Origin of the sequence: Terribacillus jepli (genome assembly GCF_047228925.1) — a bacterium.
Lineage (GTDB): Bacteria > Bacillota > Bacilli > Bacillales > Amphibacillaceae > Terribacillus.
Window position 1 is genome coordinate 21,549 of the sequence record NZ_JBFEGH010000013.1, and the last position, 16,550, is coordinate 38,098.

20 protein-coding genes, 1 tRNA gene and 1 riboswitch are annotated in these 16,550 nt (G+C 45.3%); of the genes, 8 read left to right on the plus strand and 13 right to left on the minus strand.

From position 1 onward, the window contains the following. The gene (locus AB1K91_RS14380) at positions 1-1,935 is read left to right on the plus strand and encodes an LTA synthase family protein (protein ID WP_413090723.1); all 1,935 of its coding nucleotides are present in this window, start codon (positions 1-3) and stop codon (positions 1,933-1,935) included. A gap of 44 nt (positions 1,936-1,979) precedes the next feature. Here the strand turns inward: AB1K91_RS14380 and AB1K91_RS14385 are convergent, their stop codons facing one another. Further along, entirely contained in the window at positions 1,980-2,129 is a 150-nt protein-coding gene (locus AB1K91_RS14385; protein WP_413090724.1) for a hypothetical protein, read from the minus strand. 146 nt (positions 2,130-2,275) lie between these two features. Here AB1K91_RS14385 and AB1K91_RS14390 point away from each other — a divergent pair, with 146 nt between their 5' ends. Continuing rightward, positions 2,276-2,896, plus strand: a complete 621-nt coding sequence (locus AB1K91_RS14390) for an MBL fold metallo-hydrolase (RefSeq protein ID WP_413090726.1) — start codon at positions 2,276-2,278, stop codon at positions 2,894-2,896. Positions 2,897-2,930: 34 nt separating this feature from the next. Here the strand turns inward: AB1K91_RS14390 and AB1K91_RS14395 are convergent. From AB1K91_RS14395 to comGA, 8 genes are all read right to left on the minus strand, one after another. Further along, a tRNA-Gln gene (locus tag AB1K91_RS14395) sits at positions 2,931-3,001 on the minus strand. A 39-nt stretch (positions 3,002-3,040) separates the two neighbouring features. Then, the gene (locus AB1K91_RS14400; RefSeq protein WP_413090728.1) at positions 3,041-3,406 is read right to left on the minus strand and encodes a hypothetical protein; all 366 of its coding nucleotides are present in this window, start codon (positions 3,404-3,406) and stop codon (positions 3,041-3,043) included. Beyond that, entirely contained in the window at positions 3,381-3,791 is a 411-nt protein-coding gene (gene comGF, locus AB1K91_RS14405; protein WP_413090730.1) for a competence type IV pilus minor pilin ComGF, read from the minus strand. The genes AB1K91_RS14400 and comGF overlap by 26 nt, the downstream gene beginning before the upstream one ends. Then, positions 3,775-4,098, minus strand: a complete 324-nt coding sequence (locus AB1K91_RS14410) for a hypothetical protein (protein WP_413090732.1) — start codon at positions 4,096-4,098, stop codon at positions 3,775-3,777. The genes comGF and AB1K91_RS14410 overlap by 17 nt, the downstream gene beginning before the upstream one ends. Further along, on the minus strand, positions 4,082-4,522 hold the full coding sequence (locus tag AB1K91_RS14415) for a prepilin-type N-terminal cleavage/methylation domain-containing protein (protein WP_413090733.1): 441 nt from the start codon (positions 4,520-4,522) through the stop codon (positions 4,082-4,084). Before AB1K91_RS14415 ends, AB1K91_RS14410 begins: the two co-directional genes overlap by 17 nt. Continuing rightward, a complete protein-coding gene (gene comGC / locus AB1K91_RS14420; protein ID WP_413090735.1) occupies positions 4,509-4,817 on the minus strand; it encodes a competence type IV pilus major pilin ComGC in 309 nt (102 codons plus the stop codon). Before comGC ends, AB1K91_RS14415 begins: the two co-directional genes overlap by 14 nt. Positions 4,818-4,831: 14 nt before the next feature. Then, a complete protein-coding gene (locus AB1K91_RS14425) occupies positions 4,832-5,833 on the minus strand; it encodes a type II secretion system F family protein (protein WP_413090737.1) in 1,002 nt (333 codons plus the stop codon). Beyond that, the gene (comGA, locus tag AB1K91_RS14430) at positions 5,775-6,851 is read right to left on the minus strand and encodes a competence type IV pilus ATPase ComGA (RefSeq protein WP_413090739.1); all 1,077 of its coding nucleotides are present in this window, start codon (positions 6,849-6,851) and stop codon (positions 5,775-5,777) included. The genes AB1K91_RS14425 and comGA overlap by 59 nt, the downstream gene beginning before the upstream one ends. Before the next feature lie 190 nt (positions 6,852-7,041). Between comGA and AB1K91_RS14435 the strand changes: the two genes are divergently transcribed. Further along, positions 7,042-7,209 (plus strand): YqzE family protein, encoded by a 168-nt coding sequence (locus AB1K91_RS14435; protein ID WP_413090740.1) that lies wholly within the window; start codon positions 7,042-7,044, stop codon positions 7,207-7,209. A 16-nt stretch (positions 7,210-7,225) separates the two neighbouring features. Here AB1K91_RS14435 and AB1K91_RS14440 read toward each other — a convergent pair whose 3' ends face one another. Both AB1K91_RS14440 and AB1K91_RS14445 read right to left on the minus strand, forming a co-directional pair. Beyond that, positions 7,226-8,065, minus strand: coding sequence for a YqhG family protein (locus AB1K91_RS14440; protein ID WP_413090742.1), 840 nt, complete (start codon positions 8,063-8,065; stop codon positions 7,226-7,228). After that, positions 8,058-9,713 (minus strand): DEAD/DEAH box helicase, encoded by a 1,656-nt coding sequence (locus tag AB1K91_RS14445; RefSeq protein ID WP_413090744.1) that lies wholly within the window; start codon positions 9,711-9,713, stop codon positions 8,058-8,060. Before AB1K91_RS14445 ends, AB1K91_RS14440 begins: the two co-directional genes overlap by 8 nt. A 194-nt stretch (positions 9,714-9,907) precedes the next feature. Beyond that, a riboswitch (glycine riboswitch) is annotated at positions 9,908-9,996 on the plus strand. A gap of 157 nt (positions 9,997-10,153) precedes the next feature. Here AB1K91_RS14445 and gcvT point away from each other — a divergent pair. From gcvT to gcvPB, 3 genes are read left to right on the plus strand one after another with little or no spacing between them, the layout of a single operon-like run. Further along, entirely contained in the window at positions 10,154-11,254 is a 1,101-nt protein-coding gene (gcvT, locus tag AB1K91_RS14450) for a glycine cleavage system aminomethyltransferase GcvT (protein ID WP_413090746.1), read from the plus strand. An 11-nt stretch (positions 11,255-11,265) separates the two neighbouring features. Further along, a complete protein-coding gene (gene gcvPA, locus AB1K91_RS14455; RefSeq protein ID WP_413090748.1) occupies positions 11,266-12,624 on the plus strand; it encodes an aminomethyl-transferring glycine dehydrogenase subunit GcvPA in 1,359 nt (452 codons plus the stop codon). Beyond that, a complete protein-coding gene (gcvPB, locus tag AB1K91_RS14460; RefSeq protein ID WP_413090750.1) occupies positions 12,608-14,071 on the plus strand; it encodes an aminomethyl-transferring glycine dehydrogenase subunit GcvPB in 1,464 nt (487 codons plus the stop codon). The genes gcvPA and gcvPB overlap by 17 nt, the downstream gene beginning before the upstream one ends. Positions 14,072-14,108: 37 nt before the next feature. Here gcvPB and AB1K91_RS14465 read toward each other — a convergent pair whose 3' ends face one another. Then, the gene (locus tag AB1K91_RS14465) at positions 14,109-14,495 is read right to left on the minus strand and encodes a rhodanese-like domain-containing protein (protein ID WP_093728485.1); all 387 of its coding nucleotides are present in this window, start codon (positions 14,493-14,495) and stop codon (positions 14,109-14,111) included. A gap of 193 nt (positions 14,496-14,688) precedes the next feature. On the opposite strand from AB1K91_RS14465, the gene mntR reads away from it, so the two are divergent. Further along, on the plus strand, positions 14,689-15,108 hold the full coding sequence (gene mntR, locus AB1K91_RS14470; protein ID WP_413090753.1) for a transcriptional regulator MntR: 420 nt from the start codon (positions 14,689-14,691) through the stop codon (positions 15,106-15,108). 88 nt (positions 15,109-15,196) lie between these two features. Further along, positions 15,197-16,084, plus strand: coding sequence for a patatin-like phospholipase family protein (locus AB1K91_RS14475; RefSeq protein ID WP_413090755.1), 888 nt, complete (start codon positions 15,197-15,199; stop codon positions 16,082-16,084). Positions 16,085-16,098: 14 nt separating this feature from the next. Here AB1K91_RS14475 and AB1K91_RS14480 read toward each other — a convergent pair whose 3' ends face one another. Further along, positions 16,099-16,518, minus strand: coding sequence for an SA1362 family protein (locus AB1K91_RS14480; protein ID WP_413090757.1), 420 nt, complete (start codon positions 16,516-16,518; stop codon positions 16,099-16,101). Positions 16,519-16,550: the final 32 nt, after the last annotated feature.

The following is a 16,550-nucleotide window of genomic DNA, read 5'->3' on the forward strand; positions in this document are numbered from 1 at the left end:
TTGAAGCGAACATTCACTGCACCATTATATATTTTGGCGACAGTTTTGTTTGGACTGAAGACGTATATCATTTATCGTTTCCTATTCAACATCAGTTTGGATAATGCCATGCAGGAATTCATTCTGCTGCTGAATCCATTTGTAAGTGCTTTTCTGGCTTTTGGCCTCAGCGTATTATTCTCACGTAAATGGCAGATACGGTACATCCGGTTCATCAGCCTGGTGGGTTCTATCATCTTGTACATCAACTTGATTTTCTACCGTCACTTCAGTGATTTCCTCACAGTGCCGGTCCTCATGCAAGGAAGTAATGCCGCAGACCTTGGCGGCAGTATTCTCAGCCTCATCTATCCACAGGATATCCTGCTGTTTTTGGATTTGGCTATCATTTGGTTCCTGAGCTACCGTTATAAAAATACTATGACAGTCGATTATCTTCGCAGAAAGAAAATTTCGACCATGGCTGCTATCGCGGCTGTCGTCATCATAAACATCGGGCTGGCAGAGGCCGAGCGTCCGCAGCTATTCACCCGCGGCTTTGACCGGGAGTACTTGGTCAAGAACATCGGTTTGTTCAACTTCCACATCTATGATGCCGTCATGCAATCCAAGACAGAAGCCCAGCGCGTATTTGCCGACGGGAATGAACTCCCGGAAATCCTCTCGTATGTAAATGAAGAAGTAGAGACAGACAAATCGGCTAAATTCGGGCAGGCGAAAGGGAAGAATGTCATCTTCATTTCCTTGGAGTCCATGCAAAGCTTCCTGATCAACAACGAATTGAATGGAGAAGAAGTCACACCATTCCTTAACAGTCTGACAGAAGATAAAGATACGTATTACTTTGAAAATTTTTATCACCAGACAGAACAAGGGAAGACCTCTGATTCCGAATTCCTTGTTGAAAATTCTTTATACCCGCTGCCGCGTGGTGCTGTGTTTTTCACACATGGACAAAATGAATACAATGGAACACCTGAAATTCTCGGGCAGCACGATTATACTACTGCTGTCTTCCATTCGAACAACTCCAGCTTCTGGAATCGTGATGTGATGTACGACAGCCTCGGCTACGATACATTCTATGATGAAAATAGCTATGACGTCATTCCAGAAGGCGAGGATCAGAACACAGTCGGTTGGGGACTGATGGATAAACCATTCTTTGAACAGTCCATTCCATACTTGCAAGAGATGGAACAGCCATATTACACGAAGTTCATCACGTTGACGAACCACCACCCATTCGATTTGCCGGAAGAGGAAGCGACGATCGATCAGTTTGATTCCAATTCCCAGACATTAAATAAGTATTTCCAAACAGCACGCTATACAGACGAAGCAGTGCAGCAATTTTTTGAGCAGCTGAAAGAATCCGGCGAATATGAGGATTCCATCATCGTCATGATGGGCGATCACTATGGCATCAGTGAATATCACAATAAAGCGATGAGCCAGTACTTGGGCAAAGATATCACGCCATATCAGCAAGTACAGAATCAGCGCGTGCCATTCTTCATCCACATTCCAGGTGATGGAAATGGGCAGGTGATGGAAAAGGTTGCCGGACAGATTGATGTGAAACCGACTATACTTGGTTTGTTGGGAATTGAATCCGAACATGACATCCAATTCGGTAATGATGTGTTTGCAGAAAATCGTAAAGAGTACATTGCATTGCGAAATGGAGATTTCATCAGTGATGATTATGTGTTCACCAATGATATGTGCTATGACAGGCTGACAGGTGAACCAGCGGATGATAAAGAAGGGGAAGAAGCAGAGATATCCGGGGAAACCGGTGAACAGATTGAAAGTGTCTGTGAGCCGATACAGGAACAAGTGACAAAAGAACTGAATTATTCCGACCGGATCATCTATGGTGACTTACTCAGATTTTATGATTTCAAAGAAGGCAAAGAAAAAGCTAGCTGACAAAAAGGATCGTTGCACCAGCAACGATCCTTTTCTTGATTGGCTTATAATAAGTTCATAATGGAAATAGTCGTGATTACAGCCGCATAAATAAAAGTAAAGATGGCCTGTGTCACTTGTTTCTTTCTGCATTCGGTGATAAATGTGCGTACACAAAGAAATGCAAAAAGAAACAAGATGATGGATAAAATCACTTGCCTGCCCTCCTATGAGCATAATAATTGGTTTCCTGCTATACTTGTGTTAATAGTAGCTTGGTAAATACTTTCTATATAGTAGTACACTAATATATACTTGTCGAGCGAACTTTTAAGTTTTTCTGGAAAGGGGCATCCAAAAAATGAAAATACATACAATAAGTCTCGGACCCATGGGAACGAACTGTTACATAGTGGAATCAAAAAACGACTGCCTCATTATTGATCCAGGCGGTGATAGTGTCAAATTGATTGAATGGATCAAGCAAAAAGAGCTGCGGCCACAGGCAATCCTTTTGACACATGCCCACTTCGATCATATCGGGGCAGTGGATGATGCCAGGGATATTTATCATATTCCTGTTTATCTGCATGAAGAAGAAACCGATTGGCTTGGTGATCCAGGCAAGAATGGATCAAAAATGTTTCCGGTCAAGCAAATTACGGCAAGGGATGCTGATGAGAATCTGAAACCCGGTGAGATGAAAATTGGGCAGTTTGCTTTTGAAATCCGTCATACACCCGGACATTCCCCTGGGAGTGTCACGTTGGTCTTCCACGAAGATAAGCGTGCAATCGTTGGCGATGCATTGTTCCAGCGCGGTATTGGACGAACCGATTTGTACCGGGGTGATCTGCCGACTTTGATGCAGAGCATAACGGATCAATTATTGACATTACCGGATGATTATGAGGTCTATCCAGGACATGGGCCGAAAACGACAATAGGGGAAGAGCAAGCCAAAAATCCATTCCTGACATAAAAAAATCCCGCCATATCGGCGGGATTTCATTTTACTGGGCTAGCTGGATTCGAACCAACGATAACGGGACCAAAACCCGCTGCCTTACCTCTTGGCTATAGCCCATCGTACAAAAATTAGTTTGCACGATTGTAATGTACTTATTCATGATGAGTGATATTTTTTATAAAAAATTATCGGTTTTTCAGTATAATCTGTTTTGATTACATAATGTACAAGAATCTGTCCATCATTCCTGCTGATCGTTACATCGGCTTCCACAGCTTCGTTATGAATTTGAAGCGTTTTTTCCTCTGTATTCAGATTTGGGAGATAGTGTTTTTCAACAGTATTGGTTGCAATGGACGCAGCTTGCTCTAATTTGTATTGCTCGAATAGCAGTTCCGTCGATTGTACCCTAATGGCAAGAAGCAAGCTGGCGGAAGTGATCAAGAGCAGGAAAAAAGCTGTAAGGAAAAGGAGGAAAGGATGGAGGAATCCTTTTTCATTCCGTAACAATCCGCTTTTCATACGACGCTCCCTCTTTTCCTCGAACTATTGCAATGATGGTGCTTCCATCCAACTGAAATTCCAAATTCTCAATATGATGAAGGTAGATTTCATGGCCTTTACCGTTAACGCGTCTCCGAATCATATCTTTATATTGTTCAAAGACAGCTATCCTCCCTTGCTGGTCCTCGATGAAAAGTCTATTTTCCTCTATTCCTACAAAGTTTCCTTTGTGTACTTCCATTGAAATGAAGTGAAGTGCTTGTCGGACTGATAATGACTCTGTTTCTGTATTTTGAGTCATGGGCGCGAGCAGGGGAGGAATGGATGAAAGGATCAAGATCAATATACTTAGTGTGATCAATACTTCCAGGAGTGTGAAGCCTTTATTACTCGAGATATCCATATAAGCAGTTTCTCTCCTCTCTTCCACCTCCTTTTAATTCAAGACATCCCTTCTTCATCCCATCTTCGATACTGAATGCCAACTCTATAACCAGCTCGTCCTCGTACGACTTTTGGTTTTTTGGATTGGGCTTGGCCAGTTCATTTTGGAGCAGGCTATAATACGCTGCCTTTGTTTCTTGGATGAGTTGTTCTTTTCTCAGATCAATCAATGAGGGTAGCAGCAGGGTACACATAAGCAGGAACATACCGAAGCTGAACAAAGCATCCAATAAAAGAAACCCACTTTGTTTAGGAACTGCTCTCATAGCGTCCCCTTCCTTTGCCGAGCTGAAAAACAAGTTTTTCAGTTCCTGTTGGAGTGTATAAGGTCAGACTGCCTGGATTTAGTACTGTACCTGATTGGCTGAAGGCAAATGACATGGCCTCAGGAGAAATTTTGATTGCATAACCATCTGGAATTTTCCGGACTAATACATCCTCTTGTAATTTCCCTGAGTAAATCTCATATTTTTCTTTTTCCAGGTAAAGCTTGGCCGTCCTGTCGAACCGGGTGTATTGCTGGAGATAAAGAAGGTCTTGTTCCAGCTGTTGTTTGAATTGGTTCACTTCTGCTTTTACGAGGAGATGATGATGGATTCCAGTTCCGATTGCAATCAAAAAGGAAGACAAACCCAGCACAATCATCAATTCAAGTAAACTGTAACCTCCATTTTTATTATCCTGATACATCTGTCAAAGAAACTCCGCCTCCAGGACTGATCACCAAGGTTCGTTTACCGCCTTGACATGTCGTCTCCGTCAAGTATCCGTTTTGAAGCTGGGACAGGGAGGTAGGGGCTGTTCCGTGGTCGATCTTATATGTCTGGACTTGGCTTTCTGCTAATTTTACTAACGCATCGCATCCTTGCGTTTGGACACGATCATTTTTATCAGCCAGATTGGGTACAACCAGGATCATCAAAACAGAAATGACGAGTAAGACAATAAGCATTTCAACCAATGTGAATCCCTTTTCGTTTCTCACTAGTTAACCTCTTTCTATAATGTATTGACCATCTGGAACATGGGCAACAGCAAAGATAAATAAACGATGATGATACAAAGGGCCATGATGCAAAGCAGAATAGGCTGCAGGAGATGAAGGTAGGTCTTTGTCCGTTCCTCCATTTTGGAAGTCATGATTTCTGCATACATCAGCAGATCCTTCGATTGGGATGCTACATCCCCTTGATTTATAAGAATGCTCTGAAGCTGCGCATCGAGCAGCGGGAAGCCAGGCAGGCACTCGTCCATCGTCCGGCCGGAAGACAGCTGGGAAAGCAATATGCTGCTGTACAGCTGCAGCATATCGTGATAATGCTGTTTGGACAAAAGCTTAAGGCTTTCAAATAACGACAGTCCGGCTGTAAGAAGATTGCCTAGTTGAATGGCGAACTGAAAACTTGTCCTTGTACGGGCAATCCGATGAATGCCAGGCAGTCTTTCCAGGTAATAGCGTTTCTTTTCCGATGATAATCGTTTCCGAAGATGCTCTTGGGAGAGGAATAGACCGATGCCAATCGCACCGAAAGCCAAACTGCCATACAAAAAGAAATTCACCAAACTGGAAAAAAAGCCAAGAAGGTCCGCAGAATCTGCGGAATAAGCGAATAGGGAAAGAAAAGAAGGGTAGACATACAACTTGACGAAGAAGAGAAGCAAAAAGATACTGATTAAAAGAAAGACTGGATATCGGGTGACTTTCTTGAATTTCGTCAGCTGCTGCATCTGTTTGTGCAAAGTGGTATAGCTTCGTTCCAATGCATCTCCCAGGTTTCCATCGTGATGGGCCACGTAGAGATGGATGACGATAAAAGGTGAAAAACGAGCGTGAGAGAAAGCTTCATCCAGTCTGAGACCCTGTTGTAGACTTTCTTGTAACTTCCGGGTTACGGATTGCCATTGCGGCTGCCAGTGCAGGAAATCAAGCGAGTGAGCCATGTCATAGCCTTGCATGCGCATTCGATGAAGCTGCTGCAGGAAAAGCATCTGCTGTTCCATAGATAGCAGTTTGTCTTCCTTCTTGAACCTGATAATTTTTTTCCGTGATAAAACCATATGCATAAGCTTTCCTCCTAAGTTTCGCAAATGTCAGGAAAGATGTATTGTACGCTCTCAGCAAGCAGCTGATTTGATCAGAATCTGCCAGCTCCATAATGGCAGCGCGAGAAGAACGTGGCGCAGTGACTGGGAGCAGCTCCAGTGAAGCTACACCGATCAAGGTATGTTGTAAATCCGCTTCCGGTATCCCCATTTCTCTTAATCGATGAATGGCGCCTGCAGCATTTTTGGCGTGCAGCGTGCTGATGACCAGGTGTCCTGTCCTGGCCGTTTCAAATGCAAAACTCGCGGTCGTTTCATCCCGGATTTCCCCGATCATCAGCACATCGGGATCATGACGCAACGCCGCTTTCAACCCCGCCTGGTAGGTAAGGCCAGCTTTTTCATTCACTTGTACTTGCAGCATATTCTCCATTCTCTTTTCAATTGGATCCTCCAAGGTGATGGCTTGATACGCTTTCTTTTGCAATAAATCCTGGAGAAGGGCGTACATTGTCGTCGTTTTCCCACTGCCAGTCGGTCCGGTAAACAGCAGGATTCCTGTGTTTTCCACCAACAGCTGGCGCAACTTGTGAATTTGAAAAGGAAATAATAAAAGCTGATCGAGCAAAGGGGCATCGCTTTGGGGCAGGATTCGAATTGCCAAGCTCTCCGTTTGCTTAAGAGGCAAGGTGGATAGCCGGAGAGAATATTGTTTTTGCCCTTTATAGGAAAATGGCATCGCCCCGTCCTGAGGTTTTTGCATTTCCCCAATATCCATTCCGCTGACGAATTTGTAATAGGCGATAAGTTTGCGAAAGCTCATGGTCGAAAGACGGCTGTGAAGGATTCGTTTTCCGTGGATTCGTATATATACGCTTGTTTCATTCTCCTCTGGCGTAAAGTGTATGTCTGAGGCTTGCTGCCGAATTGCTTCCTCCATTAGATTTTCTGCGAAATACGAAGGACTGCCCTGCACGTATGTCACCTCCTTAGCTGATACCTTACTATAAGATCAAAAGAGTCGTCATCTAGAGAAAATACCAAAATCGACCATGCAAGCATGCTTAAAACCAATTAACCCTGATACATACAGTCTTCTTGGTTCATGGTGTATGGAAAGAATTGAAATTGGCTACCCTAATAAGTAAAAGTAAGGAGGTTAGGAGATGTCCTCAAATGATTATTTCCGATTCGTAACCCAGGAGCTGGTGAAAAAGATGGATGCGCCGAAGCAGGAGAAGAAAGAGAAGGAAAAAGAAAAACATCAGCTGCACGGAAAGTGGTTTGGTGTACTGCCATTTGCTTTCAAATTATTCTTCCGTCGTAAAAAGTAAGAGGCCCGAACAAGGTTCAGGCCTCTTTTTTATGGAGCAGTTTTCGGGAGGTCCCTTCCGACAGATAGAAGATACCGGCATTGATCGTTTCCATTCGAATGGATGGTATCAGTCTTTTGTGCAGGGCGTCTAGTTCGTTTTGGTACAATGCGGTTCTTTCCTCCCGAACCTCCTCTTCCAAATCTTCCTGATTGCTTTGGTCAAAGAAATGCGCCAGTAAAGCTTCTTCCTGTTTGAGTGTATCAGCTGTTTCCTTTACCCAGTCATCATCGATGGTATGCAAATAAGACTGCATATAGCTGCTGATACGCTGATAGCCGCTCTGGTATCGGATGATGGGGGAAAGGCAATAGCATTGATCACTGATTTGCTGTTTGAATTCCACCTGCGAGAAGTTCTCCATCCAATCGGTTGCAAGCTGACCATTCAATAGCTGTAATCCAACAGAATGAGTTTCCGTACGTTTGCGCTTGCCGGAAAAATGAACGCTCATATTACGGATGAGCCATGGGTATAACGGCGTCCGGGAGGCTGAATCGACTTTTTCATACAGACGGGTAACTTGAGCGGATTCTCGGATCAGACGGAAAATCTTATGCAGACGCGGGCTGCCGAAATGAATATGCTCTGCTTTTTCTGCTGTTTGATTCGGATCGGTCAGGAGGGTGAGCTCCATCGGTTCGCCTTCTTGGCCAAGCCTTTTCTTGTAACGCCAATAGAAGGGGCGATTCATCAATTCTTCATCCAACTCAGGAGTGAGAAGGAAACGGAGCAGGCCATCGTTCTCTTCCAGCAGCTGACAGCCATTCGATACGAAAAACTTTCGCAGGAACTGATGAAGTGTTTCTTTATCCATGTAATTTCTCCCTTTCCAGCTGCTGTCCGGTTTCGGTGATGACCGCAGTCAGATTGTCGAGCTTGACTTTGACCTCACCGTCGGATCGTGAATCAGCGAAGATCCTTTTGATTTCTTTTTCCATATCAGATAGTTGAAGTTCGGCAAGGATATGATCGAGATTACCGATTACCCGCTCGAATAAGTTGATTTTCTTATAAAGCAATTCCAGAATGTGTGCTTCAAGTGTGTTCCGTACGGCAAAATTATAGATTTGCACATCCTTCTGCTGACCGAAACGATGGATACGGCCGATACGCTGTTCCAGCCGCATCGGGTTCCAAGGAAGATCGTAATTGATCATATTGCTGCAAAATTGGAGGTTGATTCCTTCTCCGCCGGCTTCGGTCGCGATCAGGACTTGCGCGTGCTTTTCGAACAGCTCGCGCATCCAGTCCTTTTTGCCGGCTTTGAAACCTCCCCGGAAAGGAACAGACGATATGTCATGCTGTTTCAGCGTCCATTGCAAATAAAATTGCGTTGCACGATATTCTGTGAAGATGATGAATTTCTCTCCGGGCGGGGCGGCCTTGATCAGCTCGACAACCTTCAATGCTTTGCTATGCTGGGGCAGCTGTTCGATTTCTTTCATGAGCGGCAGGTAGGCAATACCCGATTCCGGATTTTCCTCGACCATTTTCTTCATGGATAAATACGCTGCTTCCCTGGAGCTGCATAGCTCACGGAGCAGGGTGATTTTCGCAAAAGTTGCCGCGGAGCTGGTGGAATCCTGCATATGCTCATACACCTGACGCTCTGCTTCGGTGAAATCGATCCAAATGGTCTCGACTTTCCGCTTTGTCCATTGCAGCCCTGTTTCTTCGCGGCGGTTGCGGACCATCACTTTTCGGATAAGTTCCTTCAAATAATGATGCTCTTCTGCATCTTTGCGATCATCTCCATATGTGTCTTTGAATTGCTTATAGCTGCCAAGATAGCCAGGCTTTAATAAGGATACGAGATTATAAATGTCACTCAGTCTGTTTTGAACTGGCGTTGCAGTCAGCAGCAGACAATATTTCTTTTTCAGCGCCTGGATGAAAGCATAGTTCTTTGTCCGGCTGTTCTTCAGTTTATGTGCCTCATCGATAAGTACGAAATCGTAGTCCTGCTCCAGGATGATTTCCCGGTGAGGAGAGCGTTTAGCCAGGTCGATGGAGGAGACGATCACGTCGTAATGCTCCCACACATACTGCTTGCGCTGGGAGGCGGCTGGTATATGGAACTTGGAATTCAATTCATTCACCCACTGGTTGACAAGGGATGCAGGGACAAGAAGGAGTACTTTTTTCACTAAGCCGCGAATCATCAATTCTTTCAATACAAGACCTGCTTCTATCGTTTTTCCCAAACCTACTTCATCTGCCAGGATGGCGCGTCCGTTCATCTCCTCGACTACCCGCTGGCTCGCTTGGAGCTGGTGCGGATGGAAGGTCATGTGGGGCAGATACCCAGGAGCGACCAAACCAGTGAAGGTGTCAATATTCGTTTCTTTGGCAGCTGTATAAGCCATTTGAAAATGCTCCCAGGATGCTGTATCTCCTTCGTGCTGCAGCACATCATCCATCATGTCGATAAATTGCTGATCATCATGTATTTCCGCATGCATCGTAAACTCATCTCCTTATTCTTCGGAGTTTTATGAAAAAGCATAAAAAGATAGACACAATCTAAAATTGTTATGTTATAATGAGGCTGAAACCAAACATTATTAATATTTTTTGTTAGAATGTTTGGGTTTTGCTTTTTTATAGGTTGATTGTCTGTTAGTATGCCCGCGATTTACAATTTCATAAACCGCGAGTGAATGTTGGAGGAGAGACCGCTGCACAGCGGCGCCGAAGGAGCAAATATTGAGTGAATCTCTCAGGCAAAAGAACTCCAGCACGACGCAACTCTGGAGAGTGTTTCCATAGTGGAAGCCACCCAAGAAGCAATTATGGTCCAAGGACGATAAGAAACTTTCTGGTAAATGGACAGAGCCCCTCAAAATGTATTTGAGATGGGCTCTGTTTTTTGTTGCGAGTTACATAAGAGAGGAGAAGGATGATGAGTGAGTTGAAACGAACACCGCTTTATCCTGCTTATCAGGCTAACAGCAAGACGATCGATTTTGGCGGCTGGGAATTGCCGGTACATTTCAGCAGCATCCAGGAAGAGCATCATGCTGTAAGGCAATCTGCTGGTTTATTCGATGTATCCCATATGGGGGAGATTTTGGTTCACGGACCAGCGAGCAAGGATTTCCTGCAGTATGTCTTGACGAATGACGTGGACTTGCTCGTCCCGAATAAAGCGCAGTACAGCGTCATGTGTCATGAAGATGGGGGAACAGTGGACGACCTGATCGTTTATATGCTGGAGGAAAATCGTTATCTATTGGTTGTCAATGCCGCCAATACCGAAAAGGATTTCGGATGGCTGCTTTCCCACAAACGTGATGGCGTGGAAATCGAGAATCATTCAGAAGCCTACATGCAGGTTGCCCTCCAAGGACCCCATGCAGAGCAAATCCTACAGCAGGTGGCAGCAGCTGAATTGTCGGAAATTTCGTTTTTCCGTTTTGCTTATCCAGCGAAACTGGAAGGCATTGAGGGGGATTTCCTGATCTCTCGCACAGGCTACACGGGCGAAGATGGTTTTGAGATCTATGGACCTGCCGCAAGCGGGCAAGCTGTCTGGGAACTGCTGTTAAAGACAGGTCAGCTATATAATCTTCAGCCAGTCGGACTCGGAGCGAGGGACACATTGCGTTTTGAAGCGAATTTGCCTTTGTATGGAAATGAATTGACAAAGGAAATCACTCCAGTCGAAGCTGGTATCGGCTTTGCGGTGAAAACGAATAAGTCCGCCGACTTCATCGGGAAAGAAGTCTTAAAAAAGCAAAAAGAGATCGGAACTGAACGAAAGCTAGTCGGTATTGAAATGCTGGATAAAGGCATTCCCCGTCATGGGTATCCAGTCTTCAGCGATGATGAACAGATTGGTGAGATAACGACTGGCACCAAGTCGCCTACGCTGGATAAATCGATCGGCCTTGCCCTCATACAAGCAGATGCTGCTGAGGTAGGCAATATTGTAGAGGTGCAGATCCGGAAAAAAAGATTACTGGCCAAGGTTGTCACAATACCATTCTATAAGCGGAAATAGGGGGATACGCCATGGATTTCAGATACTTACCGATGACAGAGCAAGACAAAGAAGAAATGCTGCAAACGATCGGTGTGAAGGACACAGAGGAGCTTTTCTCTGATATTCCGGAAGAGGTTCGCTTGAAAGAGCCGCTCCGGATCAAAGAAACGAAGAGTGAAGGAGAACTGAAAGCGGAACTTGCTGACTTGGCAGATCGCAATATCACGATGAAAACACATGCTTCCTTCCTTGGTGCGGGTGTGTACGATCATTATATTCCTTCCATCGTCGATCATGTTATTTCCAGGTCTGAGTTTTATACAGCTTATACGCCGTATCAGCCTGAAATTTCCCAAGGTGAACTGCAGGCCATTTTTGAATTCCAGACAATGATAGCCGAGCTGACTGGAATGGATGTAGCGAATAGTTCCATGTACGATGGCGGAACAGCTCTTGCCGAAGCAGCCACATTGAGTGCGGGTCATTCGAGGAAGAGAAAGATCATTGTATCTGAAACGGTTCACCCGGAATCGCGTCAAGTGATCGATTCCTATGGAAGAGGACAACACTTGGAAGTCGTCACTGTCCCGCATAAGGAAGGGTTGACTGATTTAAAAGCGTTGGAAGAGTTAGTGGATGAAAATACGGCCAGCGTCATCATCCAGTATCCGAATTTCTTCGGTCAAGTCGAACCGCTTGCCGACGTTAGAAAAATCATTGATACACAGCCAAAAGCGATGATGGTCGTTTCCAGCAATCCGCTGGCTTTGGGTTTCTTGACACCGCCAGGAAGTTTCGGAGCCGATATTGTCGTCGGTGATACACAGGTGTTTGGTATTCCAGCACAATTTGGCGGCCCGCATTGCGGTTATTTCGCAAGCTCGGCTAAATTGATGCGCAAACTGCCGGGAAGGCTTGTCGGTCAGACGAAGGATGAAGAAGGCAGACGTGGCTTTGTCCTCACACTGCAAGCTCGGGAGCAGCATATCCGCCGCGATAAGGCGACGTCGAATATTTGTTCCAATCAGGCGTTGAACGCACTGGCTTCTTCAGTTGCAATGAGTGCACTAGGGAAAAAAGGTGTGGCTGAGATGGCTCACTTGAACATACAGAAAGCCCACTATATGAAAAAGCAGCTTGAAGCACACGGGCTGCAAGTCGCCTTCCAAGGCGCCTTCTTCAATGAATTGGTAATTAAAGTAGACGACGATGCGGATGCACTGAATGATCATCTGGTTACACAAGGGTTTATCGGGGGGTATCACTTGGGACGGATAGATGATCGTTTGAAGAACCACATACTTGTTGCTGTGACGGAGCAGCGCACAAAAGAACAGATTGATACATTCGTAAGAGAGGTGGCGGCAGTCCATGCAAAACAATACTGATTTCCCATTGTTATTTGAACAAACGAAACCAGGCAGGACGGGATACAGTTTGCCGTCGCTGGATGTTCCTGAAACGGATCTATCGGAAGTTTTCGATTCAGATTATATTCGAAGTGAGCCAGCAGCGCTTCCAGAATTGAGTGAGCTGCAGATCATCCGGCATTATACAGCTCTTTCAAGAAGGAATTACGGTGTGGATTCTGGATTTTATCCGCTCGGCTCCTGTACGATGAAGTATAATCCGAAAATCAATGAAGATGTCGTCCGCATGGACGGTTTCAGCCATGTGCATCCATATCAGGATCCAAAAACGGCACAAGGTGCGCTGGAGCTTATGTTCGATCTGCAGGAGCAGCTGAAGGAAATCACTGGCATGCATGAGGTTAGTTTGCAGCCAGCAGCAGGAGCTCATGGGGAATGGACGGGACTAATGATGATCCGTGCCTTGCATGAGAAAAATGGGGAGACGCAGCGTACGAAGGTCATCGTGCCGGATTCTGCCCATGGAACGAACCCTGCTTCGGCAACAGTTGCTGGATTTGAATCCGTGACGGTTAAATCCAATGAAGAAGGACTCGTGGATTTGGAAGATTTGCGTCGGGTAGTTGGAGAAGATACAGCAGCACTGATGCTTACGAATCCGAATACACTCGGTCTGTTTGAAAAGGATATTTTGGAAATGGCCAAGATTGTACATGAAGCAGGCGGCAAATTATATTATGATGGTGCTAATCTCAATGCCATCATGGGCTATACAAGACCTGGGGATATGGGTTTTGATGTCGTGCACTTGAATTTGCATAAGACGTTCACCGGCCCGCATGGCGGCGGTGGTCCGGGATCTGGTCCTGTCGGTGTATCGGAAGAGCTGGCTGCCTTTTTGCCAAAGCCAATCGTACGCAGAGCAGGAGAAGAAATCATTCTTGACGAAGATCGTCCGGATTCAATCGGGCGCGTGAAGCCATATTACGGAAACTTCGGTATAAATGTTCGTGCATATACGTATATCCGTACAATGGGGCCAGAAGGATTGAAACGCGTAAGTGAATATGCAGTTCTGAATGCGAATTACATGATGCGTCGCTTAAGTGAAGCATTTGATTTGCCATACGCACAGCATTGCAAGCATGAATTCGTTCTCTCCGGACGCAGACAGAAAAAACTAGGAGTCCGGACACTTGATATGGCCAAACGATTGCTTGATTTTGGCTATCATCCGCCGACCATCTACTTCCCGCTCAACGTAGAGGAAGCGCTGATGATCGAGCCGACCGAAACGGAAGCAAAAGAAACATTGGATAGTTTCATCGATACGATGCTGGAGATCGCTGCAGATGCAGAACATAATCCAGAGATCGTCCAGGAAGCACCGCACACGACAGTCGTCAGCAGAATGGATGAGACGACTGCTGCCAGAAAGCCGATCCTTCGTTATATACCTGAATGAAAAAAAGAGCTTTGCACATTACGTGCAAAGCTCTTTTTCAGTCGCCTTTACGTTTGATTTTACCGCTCCAGGCCTTGAAGCCGCCTTTAAGCTGGTTAAGATCCTGGCATCCTTTTTTATGCAGCATAGCTGCAGCTCGTACGGTACGTGTACCATTTTGATCATACAAGTAAACAGGCTTGTCCTTTCGGATCTCTGCCATACGGTAGCGAAGCTGTGTCAGCGGGATATTGCGGGCCCCCAGGATATGTCCTCCGTCGAACTCCTTCGGCTCGCGAACATCGATCAGCTGCGCTTTACGATAGCCAGCTTTGAATTCTTCCTCTGTAAGAGTTTTTAAATGTTTCTTCTGAATAAAATAACGGATTACACTGTAAAGAATGAATACAACGAGTGCAATGCCGATAACCAGTACTGCTTCCATGTCATTTCCCCCATCTGCTGATACTCCAGCTTATATTATAGCAATCAAGTCCTCATTTTCAAAGAATTTTTACAGTCGTTCAAATAAGTGTAACACTTTTGACCTTCTTCAACTTTGTTGGCTTGTTTGTCCGATGGAAAAGGTGTATCATGTAAAGATGTAGAAGCCGCAGTGGTTTGAATGGAGGAGTATTATGCCTACACCCAGTATGGAGGACTATATCGAACAAATTTACATATTAATGGAGCAAAAAGGATACGCTCGTGTATCGGATATAGCAGAGAATCTGCAAGTCCATCCTTCCTCTGTCACAAAAATGGTGCAGAAGCTGGATAAAGATGAATATTTGAAGTATGAAAAATATCGAGGTTTGATTTTGACCGATAAAGGGGAGCAGGTCGGCAAACGGTTAGTATACCGGCATGAACTATTGGAAGATTTCCTGCGGATCATCGGTGTCGAGGAAGGGAATATCTACCACGATGTAGAAGGGATCGAGCATCACTTGAGCTGGAATTCCATTGAACGGATCGGTAATCTTGTTCAATTTTTCCAGGAAGACAAAGAACGCCAAGAAGCACTGATCAAAATTCGGCAAGACCAAAAGTCTTAACCCCAGCCATCCAATTCGGATGGTTTTTTTGTTCTAAAAGAACAGCTCCTTGATTAGGTATAGTAAAAAGTCATCATGGAGCGTGCTTATGAAAATAGACGGCGTTTTCTCAGGTGGAGGGGTGAAGGCCTTCGCTTTCATCGGTGCCATTCAGGCTGTTGAGAAGGAGAAATATGCGTTTGAGAACGTAGCGGGTACTTCTGCTGGTGCGATTGTTGCAGGTTTGCTGGCAGCTGGTTACGACGGGAAAGAGATGGAAGCTTTGCTGCAGGAAACCGATATCAGTAAATTTACAGATCCTATCAAGCTGACGAAGTTCATCCCATTTGCCAACTGGCTGACGCTTTATTTTAAGATGGGTTTATACAAAGGGAATGCCTTGGAAAGATGGTTATACGAAGCATTGGCGAAAAAGCAGGTATACACTTTTCAAGATCTGAAGCCAAAAACGCTGAAAGTGATTGCAGCCGATGTAACGCTCGGCCAATTGATCGTTTTCCCGGATGATCTGGCTGAGACTTATGGGATCGATGGCGGAAGTTTTCCGGTGGCACGTGCCATCCGGATGAGTGCAGGTATTCCATATATTTTCATGCCGGCCAGACTAGTATACAGGAATCGAAAACGGAGTTTGCTGCTGGATGGGGGACTGCTCAGCAACTTTCCGCTTTGGACTTTGGAAGGTGAAGAAAGGCTCTTGAGACGTCCGATTTTAGGAATGAAGCTGAGTGAAGCTGTACAAAAAATTCCTGTACAGAAAGTCCATCAATCCTTTGATTTGTTTTATGCGCTTTTCAAGACGATGAAGATAGCACATGATATGCGACATATCAATCAGGATACTGCAAAGGATATCATCTTCATTCCGGTTGAGGGTATCGGAATGGCAGATTTCAATATCTCTGCTGTTGAAAAGGAAAAGCTGATAACAGTCGGCAGGGACAAGGCGGAGCGGTTCCTGAAACGCTGGCCATAAAAAAAAGTCGGGCATCAGATGCTCGACTTTTTCCGTTTTTGTTTGTTACCTTCGATGACACGGAGCTGGGGACCACGAGACCTATCTTTGATAGATCGCTTTCTTTTGGCAGCGGATGCTTTTTTCATGCTTGTAGCTGATTTTGCAGGTTTATTGACAGGGCGGGCTTTTGGCTGCTTATATTTTTGCTTTGACTGCTTCACTGCTTTTTTATATTTCTGCATATCGTTGCTGCCGCTGCCGCCAGCTGTTGCACGACCGCGCAGGCGTGTAAGAATGAAATAGAGCAGCGCTCCGAAAAGAACGGCACCTCCAACCCAAACAAGCACATTCTGGAAAAATGCTCCTGGACTCGTCACGAGCTGCATGACGACCCCGATGGCAGCAAGCCCAATCAAAACAAAAACGATGATGGAAGACCCAGATCTACGCAACCCATTTTCCTCCTTTCCATGCCTTTGTGGAG

Excerpts from the sequence above, each read along its gene's own strand:
- AB1K91_RS14390 (WP_413090726.1), top strand. The coding sequence starts at position 2,276 with ATGAAAATACATACAATAAGTCTCGGACCCATGGGAACGAACTGTTAC.
- AB1K91_RS14400 (WP_413090728.1), bottom strand. The coding sequence starts at position 3,406 with ATGAAAAGCGGATTGTTACGGAATGAAAAAGGATTCCTCCATCCTTTC.
- comGF (WP_413090730.1), bottom strand. The coding sequence starts at position 3,791 with ATGGATATCTCGAGTAATAAAGGCTTCACACTCCTGGAAGTATTGATC.
- AB1K91_RS14410 (WP_413090732.1), bottom strand. The coding sequence starts at position 4,098 with ATGAGAGCAGTTCCTAAACAAAGTGGGTTTCTTTTATTGGATGCTTTG.
- AB1K91_RS14415 (WP_413090733.1), bottom strand. The coding sequence starts at position 4,522 with ATGTATCAGGATAATAAAAATGGAGGTTACAGTTTACTTGAATTGATG.
- AB1K91_RS14425 (WP_413090737.1), bottom strand. The coding sequence starts at position 5,833 with ATGGAACAGCAGATGCTTTTCCTGCAGCAGCTTCATCGAATGCGCATG.
- AB1K91_RS14435 (WP_413090740.1), top strand. The coding sequence starts at position 7,042 with ATGTCCTCAAATGATTATTTCCGATTCGTAACCCAGGAGCTGGTGAAA.
- AB1K91_RS14440 (WP_413090742.1), bottom strand. The coding sequence starts at position 8,065 with ATGGATAAAGAAACACTTCATCAGTTCCTGCGAAAGTTTTTCGTATCG.
- AB1K91_RS14445 (WP_413090744.1), bottom strand. The coding sequence starts at position 9,713 with ATGCATGCGGAAATACATGATGATCAGCAATTTATCGACATGATGGAT.
- gcvT (WP_413090746.1), top strand. The coding sequence starts at position 10,154 with ATGAGTGAGTTGAAACGAACACCGCTTTATCCTGCTTATCAGGCTAAC.
- gcvPA (WP_413090748.1), top strand. The coding sequence starts at position 11,266 with ATGGATTTCAGATACTTACCGATGACAGAGCAAGACAAAGAAGAAATG.
- gcvPB (WP_413090750.1), top strand. The coding sequence starts at position 12,608 with ATGCAAAACAATACTGATTTCCCATTGTTATTTGAACAAACGAAACCA.
- AB1K91_RS14465 (WP_093728485.1), bottom strand. The coding sequence starts at position 14,495 with ATGGAAGCAGTACTGGTTATCGGCATTGCACTCGTTGTATTCATTCTT.
- mntR (WP_413090753.1), top strand. The coding sequence starts at position 14,689 with ATGCCTACACCCAGTATGGAGGACTATATCGAACAAATTTACATATTA.
- AB1K91_RS14475 (WP_413090755.1), top strand. The coding sequence starts at position 15,197 with ATGAAAATAGACGGCGTTTTCTCAGGTGGAGGGGTGAAGGCCTTCGCT.